General features: G+C 49.4%; 16 protein-coding genes. 15 read left to right on the top strand and 1 reads right to left on the bottom strand.

Annotated features, from left to right (window positions below; genetic code table 11):
- The first annotated feature begins 34 nt into the window (after positions 1-34).
- Genes QU597_RS20830 through QU597_RS20820 form a run of 3 tightly spaced genes read left to right on the top strand, consistent with a single transcriptional unit; the run spans position 35 to position 2,298 of the window.
- The gene (locus tag QU597_RS20830; protein ID WP_310829662.1) at positions 35-814 is read left to right on the top strand and encodes a hypothetical protein; all 780 of its coding nucleotides are present in this window, start codon (positions 35-37) and stop codon (positions 812-814) included.
- Between the two features lie 31 nt (positions 815-845).
- Positions 846-2,111, top strand: coding sequence for an aminotransferase class III-fold pyridoxal phosphate-dependent enzyme (locus tag QU597_RS20825; RefSeq protein ID WP_310829661.1), 1,266 nt, complete (start codon positions 846-848; stop codon positions 2,109-2,111).
- 22 nt (positions 2,112-2,133) lie between these two features.
- Positions 2,134-2,298 carry a hypothetical protein gene (locus tag QU597_RS20820; protein WP_310829660.1) on the top strand — a complete coding sequence of 55 codons (165 nt, stop codon included), beginning with the start codon at positions 2,134-2,136 and terminating at the stop codon, positions 2,296-2,298.
- 199 nt (positions 2,299-2,497) lie between these two features.
- Here QU597_RS20820 and QU597_RS20815 read toward each other — a convergent pair whose 3' ends face one another.
- A complete protein-coding gene (locus QU597_RS20815) occupies positions 2,498-3,742 on the bottom strand; it encodes a helix-turn-helix domain-containing protein (RefSeq protein ID WP_310829659.1) in 1,245 nt (414 codons plus the stop codon).
- A 167-nt stretch (positions 3,743-3,909) separates the two neighbouring features.
- Between QU597_RS20815 and QU597_RS20810 the strand changes: the two genes are divergently transcribed.
- The 12 genes from QU597_RS20810 (at position 3,910) to QU597_RS20755 (ending at position 22,594) form a co-directional block, all read left to right on the top strand.
- Positions 3,910-5,202 (top strand): glycoside hydrolase family 1 protein, encoded by a 1,293-nt coding sequence (locus tag QU597_RS20810; RefSeq protein ID WP_310829658.1) that lies wholly within the window; start codon positions 3,910-3,912, stop codon positions 5,200-5,202.
- On the top strand, positions 5,199-6,002 hold the full coding sequence (locus tag QU597_RS20805) for an SDR family NAD(P)-dependent oxidoreductase (RefSeq protein WP_310829657.1): 804 nt from the start codon (positions 5,199-5,201) through the stop codon (positions 6,000-6,002). Before QU597_RS20810 ends, QU597_RS20805 begins: the two co-directional genes overlap by 4 nt.
- A 17-nt stretch (positions 6,003-6,019) precedes the next feature.
- The gene (locus tag QU597_RS20800) at positions 6,020-8,350 is read left to right on the top strand and encodes a glycoside hydrolase family 2 protein (RefSeq protein WP_310829656.1); all 2,331 of its coding nucleotides are present in this window, start codon (positions 6,020-6,022) and stop codon (positions 8,348-8,350) included.
- 6 nt (positions 8,351-8,356) lie between these two features.
- Complete coding sequence (locus QU597_RS20795) at positions 8,357-11,026, top strand: glycosyl hydrolase (protein ID WP_310829655.1); 2,670 nt, start codon at positions 8,357-8,359, stop codon at positions 11,024-11,026.
- Between the two features lie 247 nt (positions 11,027-11,273).
- The gene (locus QU597_RS20790; protein WP_310829654.1) at positions 11,274-12,773 is read left to right on the top strand and encodes an MFS transporter; all 1,500 of its coding nucleotides are present in this window, start codon (positions 11,274-11,276) and stop codon (positions 12,771-12,773) included.
- 19 nt (positions 12,774-12,792) lie between these two features.
- Positions 12,793-13,602 carry an SDR family NAD(P)-dependent oxidoreductase gene (locus QU597_RS20785; RefSeq protein WP_310829653.1) on the top strand — a complete coding sequence of 270 codons (810 nt, stop codon included), beginning with the start codon at positions 12,793-12,795 and terminating at the stop codon, positions 13,600-13,602.
- A 19-nt stretch (positions 13,603-13,621) separates the two neighbouring features.
- On the top strand, positions 13,622-15,208 hold the full coding sequence (locus tag QU597_RS20780) for a glycoside hydrolase family 43 protein (RefSeq protein ID WP_310829652.1): 1,587 nt from the start codon (positions 13,622-13,624) through the stop codon (positions 15,206-15,208).
- 250 nt (positions 15,209-15,458) lie between these two features.
- A complete protein-coding gene (locus tag QU597_RS20775) occupies positions 15,459-17,243 on the top strand; it encodes a cache domain-containing sensor histidine kinase (protein ID WP_310829651.1) in 1,785 nt (594 codons plus the stop codon).
- Positions 17,240-18,823 carry a helix-turn-helix domain-containing protein gene (locus QU597_RS20770; protein WP_310829650.1) on the top strand — a complete coding sequence of 528 codons (1,584 nt, stop codon included), beginning with the start codon at positions 17,240-17,242 and terminating at the stop codon, positions 18,821-18,823. Before QU597_RS20775 ends, QU597_RS20770 begins: the two co-directional genes overlap by 4 nt.
- A gap of 148 nt (positions 18,824-18,971) precedes the next feature.
- A complete protein-coding gene (locus QU597_RS20765; protein ID WP_310829649.1) occupies positions 18,972-20,579 on the top strand; it encodes a type 2 periplasmic-binding domain-containing protein in 1,608 nt (535 codons plus the stop codon).
- Between the two features lie 238 nt (positions 20,580-20,817).
- Positions 20,818-21,723 (top strand): ABC transporter permease, encoded by a 906-nt coding sequence (locus tag QU597_RS20760; RefSeq protein WP_310829648.1) that lies wholly within the window; start codon positions 20,818-20,820, stop codon positions 21,721-21,723.
- Between the two features lies 1 nt (position 21,724).
- Positions 21,725-22,594, top strand: coding sequence for a carbohydrate ABC transporter permease (locus tag QU597_RS20755; protein WP_310829647.1), 870 nt, complete (start codon positions 21,725-21,727; stop codon positions 22,592-22,594).
- The last annotated feature ends 2 nt before the right edge of the window (positions 22,595-22,596 follow it).

Below are 22,596 nucleotides of genomic sequence, written 5' to 3'. Positions count from 1 at the left end.
AGTTTTCATTTCAAGAGAGGAAGGGAGTTCAACGATGCCTGTGATTGAATCTGCAAAAGCGTCGGTCCATGGGACCAAAGCGGCAGTGAATCTGTATGCCGTTCTCAGGAATCTGGAGGAATTATGCCGTCTGGACCCTGCTTCAATTGCCCTGATACAAGGGAAGCGGAATACCATCCGGTTCAAAATACGGGGTGGACCTGCGGCGGACCTGATTATTGCGGGCGGGGACGTTACTATGCAAGAACCGGCCGGTGCTTCATCCATTGTGCTGTATTTCCGTTCTCCGGAGCATTTCAACAAGATGATTGAAGGGAAGTCGAATCCTATACCGCTGCGCGGATTGTCCAGGCTGGGATTCCTGACCACTGACTTCACGAAGCTGACCCAAAGGCTGGAATATTATTTGAAGCCGGACGGAGGGCTGCTGAAAGACGCTGACTATTTCGCCATCCATACCCGGCTGCTGCTGAATACGGCAGCTTATGCCGTGGCCTGTATCGGGAACTATGATGAGATCGGGCGGCGGATTGCGGCGAGAATACCGGACGGTGTCATATCGATCTCTATTGAGGAGAGCGGACAGCAGGTATTCCTGCACGCCATGAAGGGTCGGCTTCAGGCGATGAAGAGCGCTCCGGCGGTTCCAAGTGCCTACATGGTATTTGATACCGTCCAGTCTGCGAATGATGTCCTTAGCGAGAAGGCGGATGTTCATGAGCTGATTGTTACCGAGAGGCTGAAGCTTAAAGGAATGCTGCCAATGATTCAGCATATGAATGATATTTTGGCTAAAGTCCCGCAGTTCGTGTAATTCAGACCCGGAGGAAATGAGGAATCGATAGATGGAACCTAATAAATATACTAACAGCAGATTGCTATTCGAACGTGCGATGAAGGTCATTCCGGCCGGGGTCTATGGACATCTTGGGCCTGTTGAGGGCAGCATGATTCCGCCGAGCGCATTTCCGTTCTTCGCCAGGGAAGCCAAGGGGGCTTATTTCTGGGATGTGGACGGCAACCGGTTCATTGATTATATGTGTGCTTACGGTCCCAACATCCTCGGCTACCGTGACGACGATGTGGACCAGGCAGCGAGAGCGCAGGGGGAACTGGGGGATTGTGTGACCTTACCTTCGGTGAAAATGGTTGAATTCGCCGAGCTGCTGGTGGATACCGTACATAGTGCCGACTGGGCGTTTTTCGCTAAAAATGGCGGGGATGTTACAAGCTTTGCGCTCATGATTGCGCGTGCCGCCACAGGAAGGAACAAAGCGGTGCTCGTAAATAAGGGGTATCACGGTGTAGCTGCATGGACGAAGCTTGCGGGGAATTCCGGCATCGCGCCCGAGGAGATTGCGAATAACCTCTATGTGGACTGGAACAATATCGGACAGCTGGAAGCGCTGATCAGCGCTTATCCGGGACAAATTGCCTGCTTTATCGCCAGCCCGTATTTCCAGGGAAATTTTGTCGATAACCAGCTTCCGGAGCAGGAATATTGGCAAAAGGTGCGCTCACTCTGCACGAGACACGGCATTGTGCTGATCATTGACGATGTGCGCTGCGGCTTCCGGCTGGATCTTGCCGGCTCGGATCATCATTACGGCTTCGAGGCGGATCTGATCTGCTTCTGCAAGGCACTGGCCAATGGCTACAACGTCTCTGCCCTATGCGGCAAGGATGAGCTGAAAAGTGCCGCTTCATCGGTATTCTATACGGGTAGCTACTGGTTCTCGGCTGTTCCCTTTGCCGCCGGGATCGCTACGCTGAATAAGCTGAAGGCGATTCAGGCGCCTCAGCGGCTTCAGGAACTCGGCAGCAAACTGACCAGCGGCCTGGCTGGTGTCGCCGCCGGGCACGGTATCGATCTGCGGATCAGCGGCGAGCTGCCGATGTGGTACATGCGGATTGCCAATGATCCGAGTCAGGTACTGCATCAGGAGTGGATCGCCGCCTGCGTTCAGCGTGGTGTCTTCTTTACCAACCACCATAACCACTTTATTAATGCGGCGCTGACAGAGGAGGACATCGCCTTTACGCTGGAAGTGGCCGATGATGCTTTCCGTGCCGTGAAGAAGATGCACCCGGAGTTGGAGGGCGTGTCATAAATGGCTCGAGGAGGAGCATTACATGAGGAGCATGAACCTAAATCAGCTGGGTACGTTGGTCGCTGGCCTTGATCCCGGATTCGCAGTGCTGCTCATTGGACGTTTGTTTGATTCAAGCGGCAGAACCGTGGTCTTAATTATTACAACACTCGGGGCCGGCTGTGTGGCGCTCCTGCTGTTTATCTAGCAGCTATGACAAAACATGTCACGCACAACACCATATAAGAAAGAGAGCTGCTGACTGAATTTAGAGTTAACAGCTCTTTTTATGGAAGCAAACAAGCATACTGCTACGAGGGGCTGAGTCGCTGTTCCTTCATGGTAAGCCCGAATCTGCGATAGGCCAGGATCTCAAGTGAATTGAGTTCCGGCCCCATTGTCCCGCCTTACTTCCTGTCTAGAAGATGATGCCGTTCCCTGTAATACATGGGCGTGACTCCGCTTACCTTTTTAAATACTTTGGTGAAATAGCTCTGGTCGTTGAAGTTCAGCAGCGTACAAATTTCAGAAATGGGCGTTTTGCTTAGGGCAAGCAATTTTTTTGCTTCATTAATTTTAGTGTTCTGAATGTATTCGCTCACGGTGATCCCGACCTCCTTTTTAAATAAGGAGGAAAGATATTTTGGGCTGAGGTCAACTTTGCGGGCAATATCATCGTGGCTGATGTTCTCATAGATATGTTTGTAAATATAATCTTTACAGGTCGTGACCGTTTTGGAATAGCGTTCATTTTTGACCTGCTGAACCTTCTCCGCATAAGTATAGAGCACTTCTTTGGCCAGCTCCCGGATGCCCTCAAGTGTATTCGCTTCTTCTAACTGCTGGATAAAGCGGTCATGCAAACTGAAAGCGACTTCTTCATGCAGGCCGCCGTCAATGGCAGCTCTGGAGACTAAGGTGATGAGGGTGATGATGTGGTTTTTATTTGAACGGAAATAGCTGGTTTTCGACAAAACGCTGGCTACCTCCTCTTCTTTTAAAGTGGGGAGCTGGGTTAATTCCTCAACGCGTCCTTCTTTGATTATTTCGAGCATTTTCTTCTCAAATAACCGTTCATGATAGGTGTTCGCCTGCAGGTTTTGGGAGACGATTAAATCACTTTTCTCCATCCTTTCATAGGGCTCCGCCAGTTCACCGTTTCTCTCCCATACCGTTTCTGGAGCAATATAGACCTGATTAAACAGGTGGAAGACCAGCGAACTCAACTGTATTAACCTCTCATGGGGAACGACGGGGATGGAGTTGTAATACTGGATCACCTTATCCCGGAAAAAGAATCCAAGCGAATCATGGATGATGCCGTTTACCCGGTCACTCGATAAAGAATAAGCAACCGTCGGGCCAATTAACACGGTGCCTTCAAAGGCCTGATTGTTGAAGACACTGATTAAGATAAACTTTTCGGAGAAGGCCGACTTCTGGATAAGCGGAAAATCATAAGGCTTGCTTGCGTAGAAATTCAACCGAGTAAATAAGCTCTGCTTCTGGTTCTCATACAGCGGGTTCAATAATTGGTTATTGGGCGATTCATAGATAATTTTACCGGCCGGATCAATGTAGAACACATGCAAATCAAATGTACCGGCAACAAGGTCACATAATTTCAGGTTCTTCTCCAGGTTAGAGTTCATGCTGATCCCCTTTCATCAGGAGCAAACTTCTTGCTTATATGCTACAAAAAAAAGTACTAAAATACCATAATGTTTTTTTAGGCAGTGGTATCCTTTTAGCAGTAAGGTGATTTGTATTTATGATAACGGTTTCATTGGATGCTGATCAGAAAGGGTGGACAGAAAACATGAGTAAATTTCCGGCAGATTTTATGATAGGAGCGGCAACAGCTGCCCATCAAGTGGAAGGACACAATATCTATAGTGATTTTTGGGCGATGGAGCATGTACCTAACTCCGTATATAAGGAGCCTTCATTGGATGCAGTGGATCATTATCACCGGTACGAAGAAGATATTCTGCTGCTCCGGAATGCAGGCTGTAACACCTACCGTTTTTCTATCGAATGGGCCAGAATCGAGCCGGTGAAAGGTGAATTTAATGAACAAGAAATTGAGCACTACAGAAACGTTCTGAATTTCTGTCACCGGCACAGCATAACACCGGTTGTGACACTTCATCATTTTTCCTCGCCTAAATGGCTCATTTCCGAAGGGGGCTGGGAGAGCGAGGCAACAATCGAATCCTTTGGCAAGTACTGCAGGTATGTTGTTTCTCGGCTGGGCCAGCTTATTCCCTATATTTGTACCATTAACGAAGCCAATATGGGCAAGCAGATTACCAAGATTATGAAGCGGATGATGAGTGCAGGCACACACAAGAAGAAGGATACTGCCGACGTTCAGGTGGGTCTGAATGTGGATATGGGAACCCGGATGGAACATTATTACCGGGAGCTTGGTGAAACCTTCGGAATCGATCCAAGTAAAGTGCAGCCTTTCCTCGCTCCAAGGTCTAAGCAGGGGGAACTCATTATTATGAAATGCCATGAGACCGCGCGAAGCATTATCAAGGAGCTTCATCCGGCAATTCAGGTGGGTATCACCTTCTCACTCTATGACCATCAGGCATTGCCGGGAGGAGAGGTGTCTGTACGCAAGGAGCAGCAGGAGGATCTGCTGGATTATCTGCCGTTCCTGCAGGAGGATGATTTCCTCGGGGTGCAAAATTACTCGCGTAAAATTCACGGTCCAGAGGGCGTTGTTCCCCCGGATGATACAGCAAGGTTGACGAAAATGGGCTACGAAAATTATCCTGCGGCGCTGGGCAATGTGCTGGATTTCGTTGCCTTGCACTGGAGCAAGCCCATCTTCATTACCGAGAACGGCCTGTCTACGGACAACGATGAAGAGAGAGTTGAGTTTATTAAGCAAGCTCTAAATGGAGTGTACCGGCGCATTGAGAAAGGCATCCCGGTCATTGGATATACTTATTGGTCACTGCTGGATAATTTTGAATGGCAATTAGGTTATGACCAGACGTTTGGATTAATTGCGGTGGACCGGTCTACCCAGACGCGGCATCCGAAGGAGAGTCTGTCCGTATTGGGAACGATCAGCGTAGGCGGATTAGAAGGATGAAGGTTGCAGACAAAGTAATTGTTGTTACCGGAGCCGGAGGCGGAATTGGCAGGGAACTAGTGCTTAATCTGCTCTCCAAAGGTGCCCGAGTTGCTGCCGTTGACATAAGCAAAGAAGCATTAGAAGAAACAAGGAATCAGTCTGGAGACGCAGGCGGCAGACTATCAGCACATATCGTAAATCTGACAGATTGTGAGGCTGTGGAGTCCCTTCCAGAGCAAGTGATCAATCATCATGGAACAGTAGATGGAATCATTAATAACGCAGGTATCATCCATCCATTTGTACCTGTGAATGAGTTGGGATATCACAAAATCAAGCAAGTGATGGATATCAATTTCTACGGGACGCTTTTCATGGTCAAGGCATTTCTGCCGCATCTGTTAACAAGACCTGCGGCCCATATTACCAACATATCGAGTATGGGAGGATTCCTCCCGGTTCCGGGTCAGACCATCTATGGCGCATCGAAGGCGGCAGTGAAGCTGCTGACAGAGGGACTGCATTCAGAGCTTAAGAATACCCGTGTAAAGGTTACGGTTGTATTTCCCGGCGGTGTCAGTACCAATATTATGAAGAATTCCGGGCTGGACCAGACGGAGAACAAAGAAATGAACCAGAAGCAGGTTGCCCAGTTGTTAACGCCCAAAAAAGCTGCAGAAATTATTGTTAACGGCATCGAACAGGACCGGGTCCGGGTGCTCGCAGGCAAGGATTCCCGGCTGATGGATAAGCTGTACCGTCTGAATCCTAAGCGGGCCGCCGGACTGATTGCCGATAAGATGAAAGATTTGCTCTAGATAAAGGAGATGCTTCGATGCGGAAAGTGTTGAATTTGAATGCGGTGTGGAAATTCTCAAAACAGGATGTTATAGAAGCCAAAGAGCCTGCTTACAGCGATCTCGACTGGGAAACGGTCACACTGCCGCATACCTGGAATGCGATTGATGGAGCAAACGGAAATGAATATGACCGGAGGGCTTGCTGGTACCGTAAGGCTCTGACCTTGTCCGAAGCAGACCGGAACAACCGGGTGTATATCGAATTCCAGGGAGCCAACAGTGTGGCCGATATTTACTTGAACGGCCGGTATATTGGCCAGCACCGCGGCGGCTATTCCACCTTCCGGTTTGATCTGACGGAGCATTTCCAGTTCGGCGGCCCCAATGTGCTGGCTGTTAAGGTGGACAATTCAGCAATTGAGGATGTGTATCCGCTGCGCGCCGATTTCACCTTCTTTGGGGGGATTTACCGGGATGTGAATCTTATCGTCGTAAATCCGGTGCATATCGATTTAATGGATCAGGGTTCACCGGGAGTCTATATTATTCAGGAAGAAGTGACTGGTGATTCAGCCAGGTTGAAGGTCCGTACCCGGATCACCAATGCTTACGCAGAAGAGAGCAAGGTTAGACTGTGGATCGAGCTGTTGGATCAGACAGGGAAGATTGCCGGCATTTCAGGTGCCGAGGTGAATCTGGCTGCCGGAGACACGGCGGCTGTGGATTTGGCGTTAACCATTAAGAATCCGCTGCTGTGGGAGGCCGCTCCTGATGCACATCTTTACAAGGCGAGAGTAACCCTGCAGCGCTATAACGATACAGTGGACGAGGCCGTTATCCCCTTCGGCGTACGCTATTTCCACGTTGATCCAGACCGGGGGCTGTACCTGAACGGCAGAGCGGTACGGCTGCACGGTGTGGCACGGCATCAGGACCGTAAGGATAGGGGCTGGGCCATTACAGCCTGCGAGCATGATGAAGATATGGCGCTGATACAAGAAATCGGAGCCAACTCCATTCGTCTGGCGCACTACCAGCACGACCAGTATTTCTATGATTTATGTGACCGTGCGGGAATGGTCGTTTGGGCGGAGATTCCATTTATTACCCGGATGTCGGAAAGCGATCTGTCCGGTGAAAATGCCAAGTCCCAGATGACCGAGCTGATCCGTCAGAATTACAACCATCCTTCGGTGCTGTTCTGGGGCATCCAGAATGAAATCCAGATCGGCAGCAAGAATGTTGAACAGGTCCGTAAGGTCGTCCGTGAGCTTCATGAATTGACCAGGCAAGAGGATCCGACCCGCCTGACTACGATGGCCAACATGTTTATTGTCGACGACAAGGATGAGTACAACTATATTACGGATGTAATCGGCTATAACAAATATTATGGCTGGTATAACGGGAAAGCAGAGGAATTCGGCCCGTGGATTGATCGGTTTCATGAGATCAACCCTGATACCAGCCTGTGTATCTCCGAGTACGGTGCTGAAGGGATCATCGAATATCACACCGATCAGCCAGTAGTGAAGGATTACACCGAGGAATACCATGCGCTTTACCACGAGCAGGTATGGAAGATTTTTGAGCAGCGTCCGTTCCTGTGGGCTACGTATGTGTGGAATATGTTCGATTTCGGGGCCAATGTCCGGGATGAGGGTGGAGTGAAAGGGCGTAACAACAAAGGGCTGGTTACCTATGACCGCAAAGTGAAGAAGGATGCTTTCTATATGTATAAAGCACACTGGTCCACGACTCCCTTCGTTCATATTGCCGGGAAACGGCATTTGGAGCGTGCAGGCAACAGCATCGATTTGAAGGTATACACCAACTGCAAGTCAGTATCGCTTTTCGTTAATGGTGTGAAGACCGTAACATTGTCCGGATCTGATCGAGTTCTGGTGTTCAAAAGTGTCGCTTTGGGGGAAGGGTATACTCAAATTGAGGTTGTAGCAGAAGATGAAACAGGCTCTTTTACCGATCAGACCGTGTTTAAAAAAGTTGCGGCAGTGAACCCTTGCTACTCCGCGCCTGCCGAGGATAAAGGGGAAATGGTTGCTAACTGGTTCACCCTGCCTGAGCATGATGACAATGAGCCATGGGTTGAGGTGGAGATACCGGAGGGGGTCTATTCCTCTGGCGATACGCTGCAGGATCTAATGGCCGATGAAGCAGCGAAATCGGTAGTAATCCGTGTACTGGGTGATCTGACCCAGATTCCCATGTATGGCATGATGGAGAATTTCAAAGTCGATGCACTGGCCGCGATGGATAACGATAGTCTATTGTTCAACAAACGGGCGATAAACAAATTGAATCAAGAGTTGATCAAAATTAAAAAGCAGGCAGGAAAGGTCAGGTAGCTTCCTATGAATACAAAAATTGAGCGTCTGCTTCAGGCGGAAGGAGAAAACTACATCTTCCCTTTTCTATGGCTGCACGGGGAAGAGGAGGAAATCCTCAGAGAATATATGGAGGCGATTCATTCAGCCGGCATCGGCGCGGTTTGTATAGAGAGCAGGCCTCACCCAGACTTTTGCGGACCCCGGTGGTGGCAGGATCTGGACATTATTATCGATGAAGCGAAACAGCGGGGGATGAAGGTCTGGATACTGGATGATAGCCATTTTCCTACGGGATATGCCAATGGCACGCTGGAGCAGGCTCCTGCTGAATTGTGCCGGCAATTTCTTTATTACTCGTCTATTGAAGTAACGGGACCTGTAAAGTCAGCCCAGCTGAACGTGGCCAAGCATGCTAAATACGTCAAAAACCCGTTTGAAGTCAGCATGTTTTCGATGCGGGCGAAGAAGGAAAAAAGGAAATTTGAGGATGACACACTGTTAAGTGTATGTGCAGCACGTGTGGATCAGGGCTTCGATACGGCAACATTAACCGATATTACACACATGGTAAAAGACGGGGAGCTGGTATGGGATGTTCCGGAAGGCAAATGGACCGTATATGTGAATTATCTGACCCGGAATGCAGGGAGCCGGGACGGCTATATCAACATGCTGGATAAGATCAGCGCAGGCAAACTGATTGAAGCTGTATACGAGCCGCATTACGCGCGTTATCAGGCAGAGTTCGGAAATACCATAGCCGGCTTCTTCTCCGATGAACCGGAGCTTGGTAACGGGAAGATGAATGATAATAAGCCGATTGGCGCAGAGCAGGATCTTCCGTGGAGCGTTGAGGTGGAGGTACAGCTGCTTGCCCGGCTTGGAGAGAACTGGAGATCCCGATTGCCGCTGCTCTGGGAGTCAGGCAATCGTCCGGATCTGACTGCAGAGGTCCGTTATGTGTACATGGATATCATCACACGGCTCGTGGAAGAGAATTTCTCCAGGCAGATCGGGGAATGGTGTACGAAGCGGAATGTAGAGTACATCGGCCATTTAATTGAAGATAATAACATGCATGCAAGACCCGGCTCCAGTCTGGGTCATTTCTTCCGCGGGCTGTCCGGCCAGCATATGTCCGGTATTGATGATATCGGCGGTCAGGTGATGCCAGGCGGCGAGCTTTACCCGAAAAGAACGGTCATCGGGGAGCGGGACGGGGAATTCTTCCATTATCTTCTCGGGAAGCTGGGCAGCTCTTTTGCGGCTATTGATCCGGTCAAAAAGGGGCGTACCATGTGCGAGATTTTCGGCGCATACGGCTGGGGCGAAGGTGTCCGCATGATGAAATATCTTGTGGATCATTTCCTGGTCAGGGGCGTGAATCATTATGTGCCGCATGCCTTTTCTGCCAAGCCTTATCCGGACCCTGATTGTCCCCCGCATTTCTATGCGAACGGCCATGATCCGCAGTTTCGCCATTTCGGTGCCCTGATGAGATACTTGAACCGGATGTGTGCCCTGATCAGTGACGGTAAACGTGTGACTCCGGCAGCTATTCTGTATCATGCGGAGGCAGAGTGGGCGGGGAATTATATGCTGAGCCAGAAGCCAGCCCATGTCCTGATGGACCATCAGATTGATTTTGACATTATCCCATCCGATGTATTTGTGGAACAGGACAGGTTCAACACCCGGCTTGCGGATATTCTTCAGGTCAATAATCAGGAATACAAAGCAGTGATTATTCCATATTCGGAGTACATTACAGCAAGTACAGCCAAGGCAATTCTGGAGCTTCAGCAGGCAGGCTGCCTTGTTCTCTTCATTGATGGCCTGCCAAGCGGGATTCTTGATGGAGAGCAGGAATTGCTTGCTGGGCTGTCAGGATGTAAGGTGGTTGCGTTAGAGGCGCTTACTGGAGAGCTGCAGACACACGCTGCTGCAGAGCTGGCAGTGGAGCCGGCTTTTCCGATGCTGCGTTATCTGCATTACCGGGAACAGAGCGATCTCTATCTGTTCACTAACGAGAATATGGCTGAGACGTTCCGCGGAACGGTAACCGTCCCAACCCAAGGCGCTGTGTACGGTTATGATGTCTGGAACAATACCCTGCATGAAGTGCAGGCGGATCCGGTAGACGGGGGAACTGCACTTCAATTAGAAATACCGCCGTATCAAAGTGTAGTTATTGTATTTGACCATGCCGGGGCTACAGGGATCACCGCACCAATGTCTTCGGATGAGGAGCTGGTTCTGAAGGAGGGCTGGACCATGAGCCTGGCGTCTTCTGTGGAGTATCCCCATTTCCATGATGAACAGGCCATATCCGGGTTCACCAGTATAGGATTGAAATATCCTGAGTTCTCCGGTTTTATCCGCTATGAGAATGAGGTATCCGTTCCGGCATGGAACCGGGCAGTACTGGTTATTGAGGATGCTTTTGAAGGCGTAGAAGTATTCATAAATGATCAGTCAGCGGGAATTCAGGTTGCTCCGCCATTTAGATTTGATATCAGCAAGTTGTTAAATTTAGGGGAAAATACAGTCCGGATTGAGGTAGCCACCACGCTGGAGCGTGAGCAGTATTTCTCGCCGCTGAATCAGGGAAGTGTCTTTGCTGCTTTTATCAAAGCTCCGTTTCTGCAGCCTACCGGAATTATGGGAGAGGTAAAAATAAGGGGACAATATTAATCCGTTTATAGGACTTTAAAAGGAACAGCCGGCCTCTATGGTGTATAGGGGCCGGCTGTTTTATGTCGTGATTATAAATGTAGTAAAATTTAATCATAACAACACCAAAAAAACGACTAAAGTACCATAAACTATAAAAAGAAAGCGTTATCATTAACTTCGTAACCAGGACGTGAAATACCCGGGAGTGATTACTGGCTTGGATTACCGCGCAAATGATTCGGAATTTTGAAAGGGTGTGTAAAGTGTGGGGCAGATTGCAAACAGAAATGTAATCAAAGAACAAAAGGCTGCCAGTAAAGCGGAGAGAGACAGAAAATACCGCCGTGCAAAGTCTTGGCAGATGGCTATCTATCCGGTCGGCGGCTTCGGCCATAATGCCTTTATGTTCCTGATGGGCCTTGTATCCTATTATGCTGCTGGTATTGTCGGATTGGGCACGGTGGTTGCTTCACTGATTATTACCGGTTCAAGGGTTATGGATGCTGTTACGGACCCGGTTATGGGGATTCTGCTGGACAAAACCAACGGGAGATTCGGAAAGGTCAGACCTGCTCTGGCTATCGCGTATGTTCTGATGGCTGCTTCGACTCTTCTGTTGTTTTTTACAAACCATCTTGTTCCTGAGGCTTTGAAGCTTGTTTATTTTATAGTCCTGTATTTTGTATTTATTATCGGCTATGCGCTGTCCCAGATTTCACTCAATATCGGGAATGCCGTTATTACGAACGATCCGGAGCAACGGCCTCTGTTCGGCGGGCTGACCATGATCTACACGATGATTTTCTACACAGGCGCCTCCGTGTACCTGTCATTATATTTGACCGGCAAATATGGCGGTTATACGAATGTCGAGCTTTTTCAGGAAATGACGATCTCAACAGTAATCATTGCGGGTATTGCCTATACTCTCGCCATTATCGGAATTGCCTCCAAGGACCGCAGTGAAAACTACGGCACAGGCCAAAAAACGGAAGCCATCAAATTAAAAGAAATTTGGCCCCTGTTCAAAAGCAACCGGCCGCTGCAGATGTATGTCATCGCTGCCTCGATCGACAAGCTCAGCCTACAAATCGCCGGAAATCAGATTGTGAATGTCATGTTGTTCGGCATTGTTATCGGAAACTACAGCCTGATGGGAACGACAAACGCCATAGGTATGATTCCGAATATATTAGTGCTGGTGTTCGGAATCCGCTACTCCATGAGATTCGGCTCGAAAAAAGGGTTCGTGATTGCCACCTGGGCCTGCGTCATCAGCTACAGCCTTCTATTGCTGCTGCTGTGGCTGGGTGATCCCACTCAGATCCGGCTAGATAATATGGGCTTTATGACCATCAGCTTCATGGTACTGTATCTGGTTGGCGGAGCTGTACGGTATGTAGGTTCAGGCCTGATGATGCCGATGCTGGCCGATGTCATTGATTACAGCGCGTACAAATCCAATCATTATGCCCCTGGGCTGATTTCTTCTGTATACGCATTCATTGATAAAGGGGTGTCTTCCCTGCAGCAGACCTTTGTCGGCATCATGCTTGCGTTTATCGGCTTCAGAACGGCATTTCCTGATGTGGATACACCATACTCAGGTAAAATTTTCTGGATGACAATGTTCCTCGCCAGCGGAGTGATGCTGCTCGCGTGGATCATCTCCCTGATTGCAATGAAGTTCTATGAGCTGGATAAGGACCGTATGGCCGAAATTCAGGAAGAGCTTGAGGCGAGGCGCCAAGCTGCCCAGATTTAATATGAAAGGGGAAGAAAAGATGACGGATTTCTCAAGTGTTAAGGGAAAGGTGGTTATCGTAACAGGCGCCGCCGACGGATTGGGTGAGGCTATTGCCCAATGCTATGCAGAGAATGGAATAAGGGTTGTCGTCACAGACATCAATAGCGGGAAAGGGCAGCAAGCTGTAGAACAGATCAAGGCACGGGGCGGGGAGGCTTCTTTCTTCCAGGCCGATGTCAGCAGCGAACAGGAGATTACGGGAATGATCGATTATGCGGTTGCAACCTATGGCCGCTTGGATGGCCTGGTTAATAATGCCGGCATTGCGGCTCCTAACCGTCCGCTTCATGAATATTCGGCTGAGGAATTTGACCGGATAACCTCTGTGGATCTGAAGGGTGTCTTCCTGGGCATGAAGTATGGGGTGGAGGCTATTCTGCGGTCGAAATCATCCGGCGGCTTTATCGTGAACATTGCCTCACTGGCCGGAATATTGGGCAACAGCTCCATGGGGCTCTATACTTCATCCAAGCATGGCGTAGTGGGCTTGACCAAGAGCGCAGCTCTCGACTATGCGCCTTATAACATCACTGTAAATGCCATCTGCCCGGGAACCTTCCGAACCTCGATCTGGGGGCAGGCGCCTGAAGAAGTGATACAGGAATTTGCCACAATTATCTCTCCAAACGGGAAGCTTGGAGATCCGCGGGAAATTGCCCATTTGGCCCTATTCCTGGCCTCTGACCTGGCACGTTATATAAGTGGTGCGGCGATTCCTGTTGACGCAGGTGCTGGTGCTGGAAAGCTTACACCTACCAAGTGGGAGCATCCGGAAATTCTACAATAATCCAGAGGTGAGTGTGATCATGAAGACGACGTTTAGCAATCCGGTTATTCCCGGCTTCCATCCTGACCCGAGTGTCTGCAGAGTAGAAGACGATTATTATCTGGTTACGAGCTCATTCGATTATTTTCCGGGCATCCCTGTCTTTCACAGCAAGGATTTGGTGAACTGGCGGCAGCTCGGGCATGTGTTAACCCGTGACAGCCAGCTTCAGCTTCAGGGCTCACTCCCTCCGGGATGGTCTCAGGGAATATATGCACCCACGATCCGGTATCATGAAGGCTTGTTTTATGTGATCACTACAAATATTTCCATACAGAAGAGCCTCTATGTCTGGGCGGAAAATCCGCAAGGACCCTGGTCTGAACCGATCTTCCTTGACGGCTGGGGAGGTGTTGATCCCTCCTTATTCTTCGATGAAGACGGGAAGGTGTATATAACAGGTACATCTGACTTTATGGGTGAGAAGACGGGGATCTATCAGGCGGAGCTGGATATAGCAGACGGGAAGCTATTGAGTGCCAGAAGAATGATCTGGGAAGGGACGGGCGGGAGCCATCCTGAAGGTCCGCACTTATACCGGATTAACGGCTGGTATTATTTAATGGCAGCAGAGGGCGGTACTGAATACGGGCATATGGAGACAATTTCCAGGAGCCGTAATCCGTATGGGCCGTTCGAATCCAATCCGGCTAATCCAATCCTCTCGAACCGGAGTACGTCCAAACCTATTCAGGCAACGGGACATGCTGATCTGGTGCAGGCAAAGGATGGCAGCTGGTGGTGCGTCTTTCTGGGCATTAGGCCGGTCGGCAATGCTAAACGCCATATCCTGGGCCGTGAGACGAATCTGGCACCGGTCTCCTGGAACGAAGAAGGCTGGCCAGTCGCAGGGAATCATGGGTTGGCCGAGTTGGAGTATGATGCCGGCACTCTGCCGCTCGGGGAACCAGCGGCCTGGGAACACAGAGAGGATTTTGATACCGAAATGCTCGGTCCGGTATGGAACTTTTACCGTAATCCGGAGCCGGATTCGTGGTCCTTGAAGGAACGTACGGGTTATCTGACGTTGAAGGGGCGGGTTTGCAGCCTTAGTGAAAAGGGCTCACCCGCATTCGTTGGCCGCAGGCAGCAGCATAAAAACTGTGAAATCCGTACTAAGCTGGAGTTCTTGCCCGAAGATGGCGAGGAAGCCGGGCTTACCGTATTCATGAATGAAAAATTCCATTATGAGATTGCCAAGACACTGAAGGACGGAGTACCCAAATTAATATTCAGACGCCGGATGGGCAGCTTTATGCAGATTGCAGCGGAAGTGGATTATGACGGCTCCGAAGTTATCCTGGGTATTCAGGCGAATGAAGTTATGTATACGTTTACTTATGCGCATCCGGACAGGACAACAGCTGAGGTTATTGGAAAAGGCGAGGTTGCATTCCTTACTAAGGAGGTCGCAGGCGGCTTTGCTGGCACGTTCTTTGCGATGTATGCGGCCGGCAGCGGAAAGAATGCGGAAACGCCAGCGCATTTTGATTATTTTGACTACGTTCCATTGGAAGATAGGCCGCTGAATCTGTTTGAAGTGTTCACCCTGTCTGAAGGATTATAGGAGAAGCCTAAATGAGCCGGGTCCGAAAGGGGCCCGGCTTCAGGTATTTTATAAACGGCGGGGAAATTCCAGTAAATACCCTTGAAAACAATTAAAAATCCCTATGTAATTATATACTGATAATAGTATAGTTCATGTAGAGGAATTCAAGGATGCTTACATCCTATGATATAGATGGAACAATAACGAAGGCAGGTCACCTATGATGCTCAAACACGGGATGCAAAAGTTCGTTGTCAGAATAAGAAGTATGAAACTGCAAAATAAGTTAATGCTGGGCTATGTATTGGTGTGCGTTATTCCCTTGTTATTTGTAAGCGCGTTCATATTTCAGCAGTCTGCCAGGGGGCTGGAGGACTCCTCTGAGGAGTTCGCCTCGCTGTATACGTCGCAGATTCGCACGACTCTGAATGAATTTCTGAAAGAATATGAAGAAGTTACGAAATCCGTTCTCGTTGATAACGATATAATTTACAGTCTCGGTGAGGCCAGGAATTTGCCCTTTGACGAACTGATTGATCAAAGGTTGGCGGTGCAGCGGCTGCTGATGCGGGTGGCCCTGCTCAAATCAGAAATGAGCAGTGTGATGCTGGTCAGCAGGGATAACAGCGTATATCAGTTCAGTAATTCTACCAATAAGATCAATGAGAATGCCCTGCTTGCCCAGAAGTGGTACACCAGGCTTCGTAATTCCAGTGAGACCTTCTTTATTACCGGACTGCATGACCGTTCCTATTATGAGGATAAAGGGGAGGGAGCGGTAGTAACTGCAGGCAGAGTGCTGTTCAGCTCTGACGGTGCCTATGCGGGGATGCTGCTGATAGATCTGGATCCTTTTACATTGCTGCAGCTCGATCATGAATTCATTCTGGCCCGGGACAAGTACGGTATAAGTGTAGTGATAACGAATCTACAGCAGCAGATTGTGTACCACTCTGATGCTGCCAGCGGTAAAATCTCCTGGAAGCAGGTTCTTGATTCTGGCCAGGAGTATATCGAGGATAAGGAAGATAAGGACCATATTGTACTGCTTAGCAGCACATCGCAGGGAGAGCTCTTTATCAAGACCGAAATTCCCCGCTCAAAGCTGCTGAAGAAAATTAATCAGATCAAGGGCATGACTGTCATCGTCATTCTGATGAGCTGTCTGATTATTACTCTCTTCTCCTTCGGTCTAAGCTATACGATTACGAGACCGATCAAGGCACTCCGCAGAAGCATGAAGCAGGCAGAGGTCGGGCAATATCTCGCTATCGAGAAAGAGCAGACGGGTGACGAGATCGGAAGCCTCGTACACAGCTATAACAAAATGATTATAACTATCCGCACGTTGATCGAGGACGTATATATCGGGGAAATCAAACAGCGGCAGGCCAAATTTATTGCGCTGCAGAATCAGATCAATCCCCATATGCTCTACAATACCCTGGAATCCATCCGGATGAAGGCACTGGTTAAAGATGATGACGAGACGGCAGACATGATTAAAATTCTGGCACGCATGTTCCGGCTGACCTTAAATAAAGAAGGCAGGCTCCATTCGGTAAGGCATGAGCTGGAATACACAGCAAATTATCTGCAGCTGCAGAATATCCGGTTCGATAACTCCTTCCGGCTGGAGCTTAACCTACCTGATGAAATGCTGGACTGCAGCATCATTCCTCTGGTCTTCCAGCCGATCGTTGAGAATAGCATCAACCATGGATTTGAAGACTATAGCCGGATCATGACCATTACCATTGAGGGCCGCTGGACGGAGCAAGGAGAGATGTTATTCCGGATAACAGATGATGGTGCCGGGATGAGTCTGGACAAGCGATCCCAGCTTCTTGCCGCCCTGGACGGAGCAGAATTGCATAAGTATAAGCTGGAGGATGTGAATGAACAGCCGGAGAAGGGGCTCGGCCTGCAAAATATCGCAGAACGCATCAAGCTGCATTACGGAGACAGATATTATCTGACGATTATTGCCGGAATACAGGATGGAACGTCCATTGAAATCCTGATTCCAAGAAGCGGGAGGGACCAGGAATGAGAATTGCTTTGATTGATGATGAGAAAGGCATTGTGGAGGGCATTAAAAAGATTATCGGCCGCTATCTTCCGGAATGCAGGGTTGTCGGGTCAGCATACAACGGGCTGGAAGGGGTCGACCTGATTCAGAGGCTGCAGCCTGATATTGTGATTACGGATATCCGGATGCCTATAGCGGATGGTCTGGATATGATTAAAATGGTAAATGAAGCCGGTGTTAACACAAAGTTTATCCTGTTAAGCGGGTATGCTGATTTTGAGTATGCTAGAAGAGGAATGAAGCTGGGTGTGCAATTCTACATCAACAAGCCGGTTGAGGAGGAGGAGCTGCGCAGCAGCGTGATCCAAGTCATGGAGACGATCCGTGCTGACAGGATGAGACTGCAGAAGCTGGATGAATTGAAGCACGAAGTGAGCAGCCGTATTCAGGAGGAGACGCTGCGTGACATTATTGATATCGGACCTGAACACACAGAGCTGGTGGAGGAGCTGCTGCGGGAAGCGCAAATCCCCACCTCAGGCATCTGGTTCAATTCGGTTCTGCTTGATATCGGCGGCAGCACCGAGAAGCTTAAGGAGATTGGCTTCCAGCCGCTCTTCCGGCAGATCGACCTGACCTTAAGGCATTACCACAAAGTATACCGCTTCCGCTACTTCGGGCCGCAGATAGCCATAGTAATTGCCCATAACAGTACCCTTCCTTACGTGCGGCTGCTCCATGCGGTGCAGGGCCTGAAGCAGGCTTTAGCCCGTGAATTGGAGCTACCTGTCAGTATTGGTATCGGTACTGTATATAAGCGGGCTTCGGGAATCAGCCAGTCCTTCGAAGAGGCGCGGAATGCACTGAGCTATAAGGTGATCAAGGGAGGGGACCCGGTCATCTCCTACAGTGAAATTATGCAGCTAACCCGCCGCAGCCAGCCGGTTCCCGAAGAGCAGATCATCCGGCTGGAAGAGGCGCTGGACAATATGAATGAAGAGGAATGTGTGGCCATTATCCGGGAAATGTTCAGGGGGATGACAGCTGAACCGGGGATGAATCCGGCGGAGCTGCAGCAGTGGTGCCTGAGCATTCTGCTGTCCAGCATCCGCAAGCTTTCCTTTCAGCAGCTGCAGCAGAACGAGCGGGTAGGCAGGCATATTCTGTCGCTGGAGGGCATCTCGCGGTTTCAGACACTGGATTATTTGGAGGAGTGGATGATCCAGGTCATCCGGGGGATTATTCATTTCAAGCAGGAGCATAATCTGTCTCAGAAAAAAGACATCATCTCTGAAATTAAGACGTACGTTTCCAAGCATTATAATGAGCAGATCAGTCTGGCTGATCTGGCAGCGAGGTTCTTTATCAGCCCCTATTATTTAAGCCAGCTGTTCAAACGGAAGACGGGGGATAATTATCTCAATTTCCTGACCCAGATACGGATCGATAAGGCGAAGGAGCTGCTGGAGAATACCGACCTGAAGGTCTATGAAGTATGCCAGATGGTCGGGTATTCAGATACCCAGCATTTTGCCAGAATGTTCGAGAAGCTGACAGGCTGCAAGCCCAGAGAATTCCGCCGGAATCTGCCCAGTGGGTAATTTCGGGCAAACCACTCCTTTCAGGAGTGGTTTTTATGTTAAAAATAGCATGTTTAAACTTAAAAATGCCCAATTGTAGAGAGGTAGGGCTGAATATATCATTTTATTGTAAGCGGATTCACGAAATAGTCTGTTAAGGGGGAAGAACATGAAATTTAAAAAGATCGGCTTGATGCTTGCAGTGAGTGCCCTTGCCATTACAACGGTAACCGGCTGCGGCGGTAATAACAACAATTCCGGAAATGCCGCGGCTAACCAGAGCCAGAGCCAGGACGGGAACCAGAACCAGAACCAGACCGCCAGCGGGGATGAGATTGTTGACATCGAAGTCTGGGGCACCAATATCGGCTACAAGCCGATAGAGAAGGGAAGCAAGCTGTACGAATTCTACAAAGATAAGCTTGGCGTCGGCGTCATTCATCCGTATGTGGAGTGGAACGGGGGCACAAATTATCTTAACCAGCTGAACCTGAAGATTGCCGCCAACGAGATGCCGGACCTGTTCCTGCCCCAGCAGGGTCTGGAGGACAGCCTGGCGAAAAACGGTGCGCTTGCCGATCTGACCGATCTGCTGCCTGAATATGCGCCGAACCTGTGGAACGCCATTCCGCAGGATATGTGGGATATCGTCAAGGCCAATGATCCTACCGGCCAAGGGCGGATTTATTACATCCCGGGAATGGTGGACTACGGAAGGTATTCCGCCATGATCCGCCAGGATTGGCTCGACAAGCTGGGCCTGCAAATGCCTACGACACAGGAAGAGTATGTAAAAGTGCTGGAAGCCTTCCGGGATGAAGATCCGAACGGCAACGGACAGAAGGATGAGCTTGCCACAGGCGGGCGCGAGCAAGCTCGCTGGATGGACCATCTGTTCGCGATGTATGGAGTAGCGATGTTTGAGGGCTACCCGGACTGGGATATTTATGACGGTGAGCTGACCTACTCTGCGGTTACTCCGAATATGAAAGCCTCTCTGGAGTTTATGTCCAAGCTCTATAAGGAAGGTCTGATCGACAAGGAATCACTGCTGAACACGAAGGACAAATGGGAAGGCAAGATTACGTCCGATAAGGTGGGGAATTACTTCCACTGGGTGGAGTCGGGTTATCTGCCTCTGGAGAACTTATTCAAGAATACCGGTGTAAAAGCTAATTTCACCGTATTGCCTGTGCAAAAGGTTGATGGCTATGAAGGCTTCTACACGTGGAAAAGATTCACGCCTCCTGCCTGGGTAGTGAAAAACAACAAGGACGAGAAAAAGCTGATGGCTACCCTGAAGCTGCTTAACAATATGTATGACAAGAAGGTCTGGAAAGACCTGTACCTGGGCGTAGAAGGCATGCACTATACGATGAAAGACGGGAAGGCGACGAAGCTGCCGGATGACAAGAGTACACAGGAAAATCTGATTCTTGATCCGTATTCCAAAATATCCACGCTTGATTTCATGATGGATCTCAATAAGAGTACTGCCTCGGAAGACCGCATGTGGGCAATTGATCAGGTTAACCGCAATATGGAGGAAGCCCAGAAATATGCCAAAGTCATTGCCGGTGACGGTATGCCGGCCAGTGTGTATGAAGGCTACCCGGACATCAACAACCGTACGCTCTATGTGGAATATGCCAGCAAGATTATCCTGGGGCAATATCCGATCAGCAAGTTTGACGAGTTCGTAGAGAAATGGAATAAGTCAGGAGGCGAAGAGGTAACGAAGCGGGCCAGAGAATGGTACGCCAAGGTTAAGAAATAGATGTATTAACGCTATGATCCGCCCGGCATAGTCTTCTGCCGGGCGGATTTATTTGTCCGGAAAGGAACGTGGAGTGAATGACGTATATAAGCAATCCAATGAATATGGAATACAAAGCCGGTGATTGTATTGAAAATGACCCGGTAGGAACTTAAAAACGCCCGATTGAGACCCCGCCGGACTGAGCATATAGTTACATTGTAAACGAATTCAACAACAAGATATTGGGGGGGACACTTTGAAATCTATTGCATCTCATCAAATGAAGGTATACTGGCCGCTGTATGTGATGGCGATTCCGGGAATGATATTTCTCATCGTATTCAAATTTATTCCGCTGGCCGGCGCTGTAATCGCCTTCAAAGACTATTCCGTGTTCAGGGGATTTATCGACAGTCCCTGGGTAGGGTTCAAGCATTTTGAGACTCTGCTGCAGCATCCAGACTTCCTGAGAGTATTCAGCAACACGCTGCTGCTGGGATTATTCAAACTTACGATTGTTTTTCCGGTTCCCGTGCTGCTAGCACTGATGATCAATGAAATCCGGAAATCGGCGCTGAAGAAAGGCATTCAGACTGCCCTGTATATTCCGCACTTTTTATCCTGGGTTATCGTAGGCGGCATTCTGTTCGATTTCTTCTCTTTAAGCGGAATGTTCAACATTATCCTTGGATGGTTCGGTACCGAACCTGTCCTGGCGATGCAGGAAAGCGCATACTTCAGACCGATTTACGTACTGGCTTCCATCTGGAAGGATGCGGGCTGGGGAACCGTGGTCTACATGGCGGCTATCAGTGCGATTGACCCGCAGCTCTATGAATCGGCGATGATCGACGGTGCCTCAAGATTCCGGCAGATCCGGCATATTACCTTCCCGATCCTGCTGCCCACCGTGCTTGTTCTGTTCCTGCTCGATATCGGGAATTTTCTCGATCTCGGCTTTGATCAGGTCTATAACCTCTTGACGCCGATGACCTACAATGTAGGGGATATCCTGGATACGTATGTATTCCGGACAGGGATACAGCAGGGCCAGTACAGCTTCGCAACGGCAGTCGGACTGTTCCAATCCGTAATTGGTTTTATTATGGTCTATACATTCAACAAGTTGTCCAATAAGATTTCCGATGGGGGGCTCTGGTAGTATGCTTGCATCAAAAAGCGAAAAAACATTCGGAGCAGTCATTACCGGCCTGCTTATCCTGTTCTCTATTATAGCGCTCATACCGCTTTTGTCGGTTATTTCAACTTCCTTAAGCTCTAAGAGCGCCGTAGATATGAACCTGGTCACGCTGTGGCCGAAGCAATTTACATTTGATTCCTGGAAGTACATTGTTGACCGCCCGGATCTGTGGAAATCATTCTTTCTGACACTCAGCACCACGCTGATCGGAACCATACTAGCGCTTCTGATGACAGCCTTGTTCGCTTACCCGCTGTCGAAGCCGGAGTTCCGCTGGGGCTCGGTCATCATGATGGCTGTCGTTGTCGCCATGATTTTCAAAGCGCCGATTGTCCCCTACTTCCTGACGGTACGCGGGATCGGCCTGTATGATAATCCGCTGGTGCTGATCGTGCCGCATATCCTGAATCCGTTCAATCTGATCATTATGAGAACCTTCTTCAAGCAATTCTCCAAGGAGCTTGAGGAAGCTGCCTTTCTGGAGGGCTGTGGATACTTCCGGATGCTCTTCCAGTTCGTGCTTCCGCTGTCCAAGGCTGTGCTTGCGACGCTTGCCCTGTTCTACGGGGTAGTGCTGTGGAATCAGTTCCAACATCCGCTGTTCTTCCTGCAGGATACCAACTGGTTCCCGCTGCAGATCAAGATCCGCCAGTTCATCACCGACGACAGCGTTATTATGTCAGGTGCCGCATCAACAGCTCAGTTGAACTACAATGAGCGCACGTTAAGAGCGGCAACAGTAATCTTTGCAATAGTTCCGATTATTGTGGTATATCCTTTCCTGCAGAAGTATTTTGTCAAGGGAGCAATGATAGGCTCGGTTAAAGGTTGAAA

Source organism: Paenibacillus pedocola, assembly GCF_031599675.1.
Classification (GTDB): Bacteria; Bacillota; Bacilli; order Paenibacillales; family Paenibacillaceae; genus Paenibacillus_AQ; species Paenibacillus_AQ pedocola.
The sequence above is the reverse complement of the archived record's forward strand: the minus strand, read 5'-3'. Positions and strand labels throughout refer to the sequence as shown.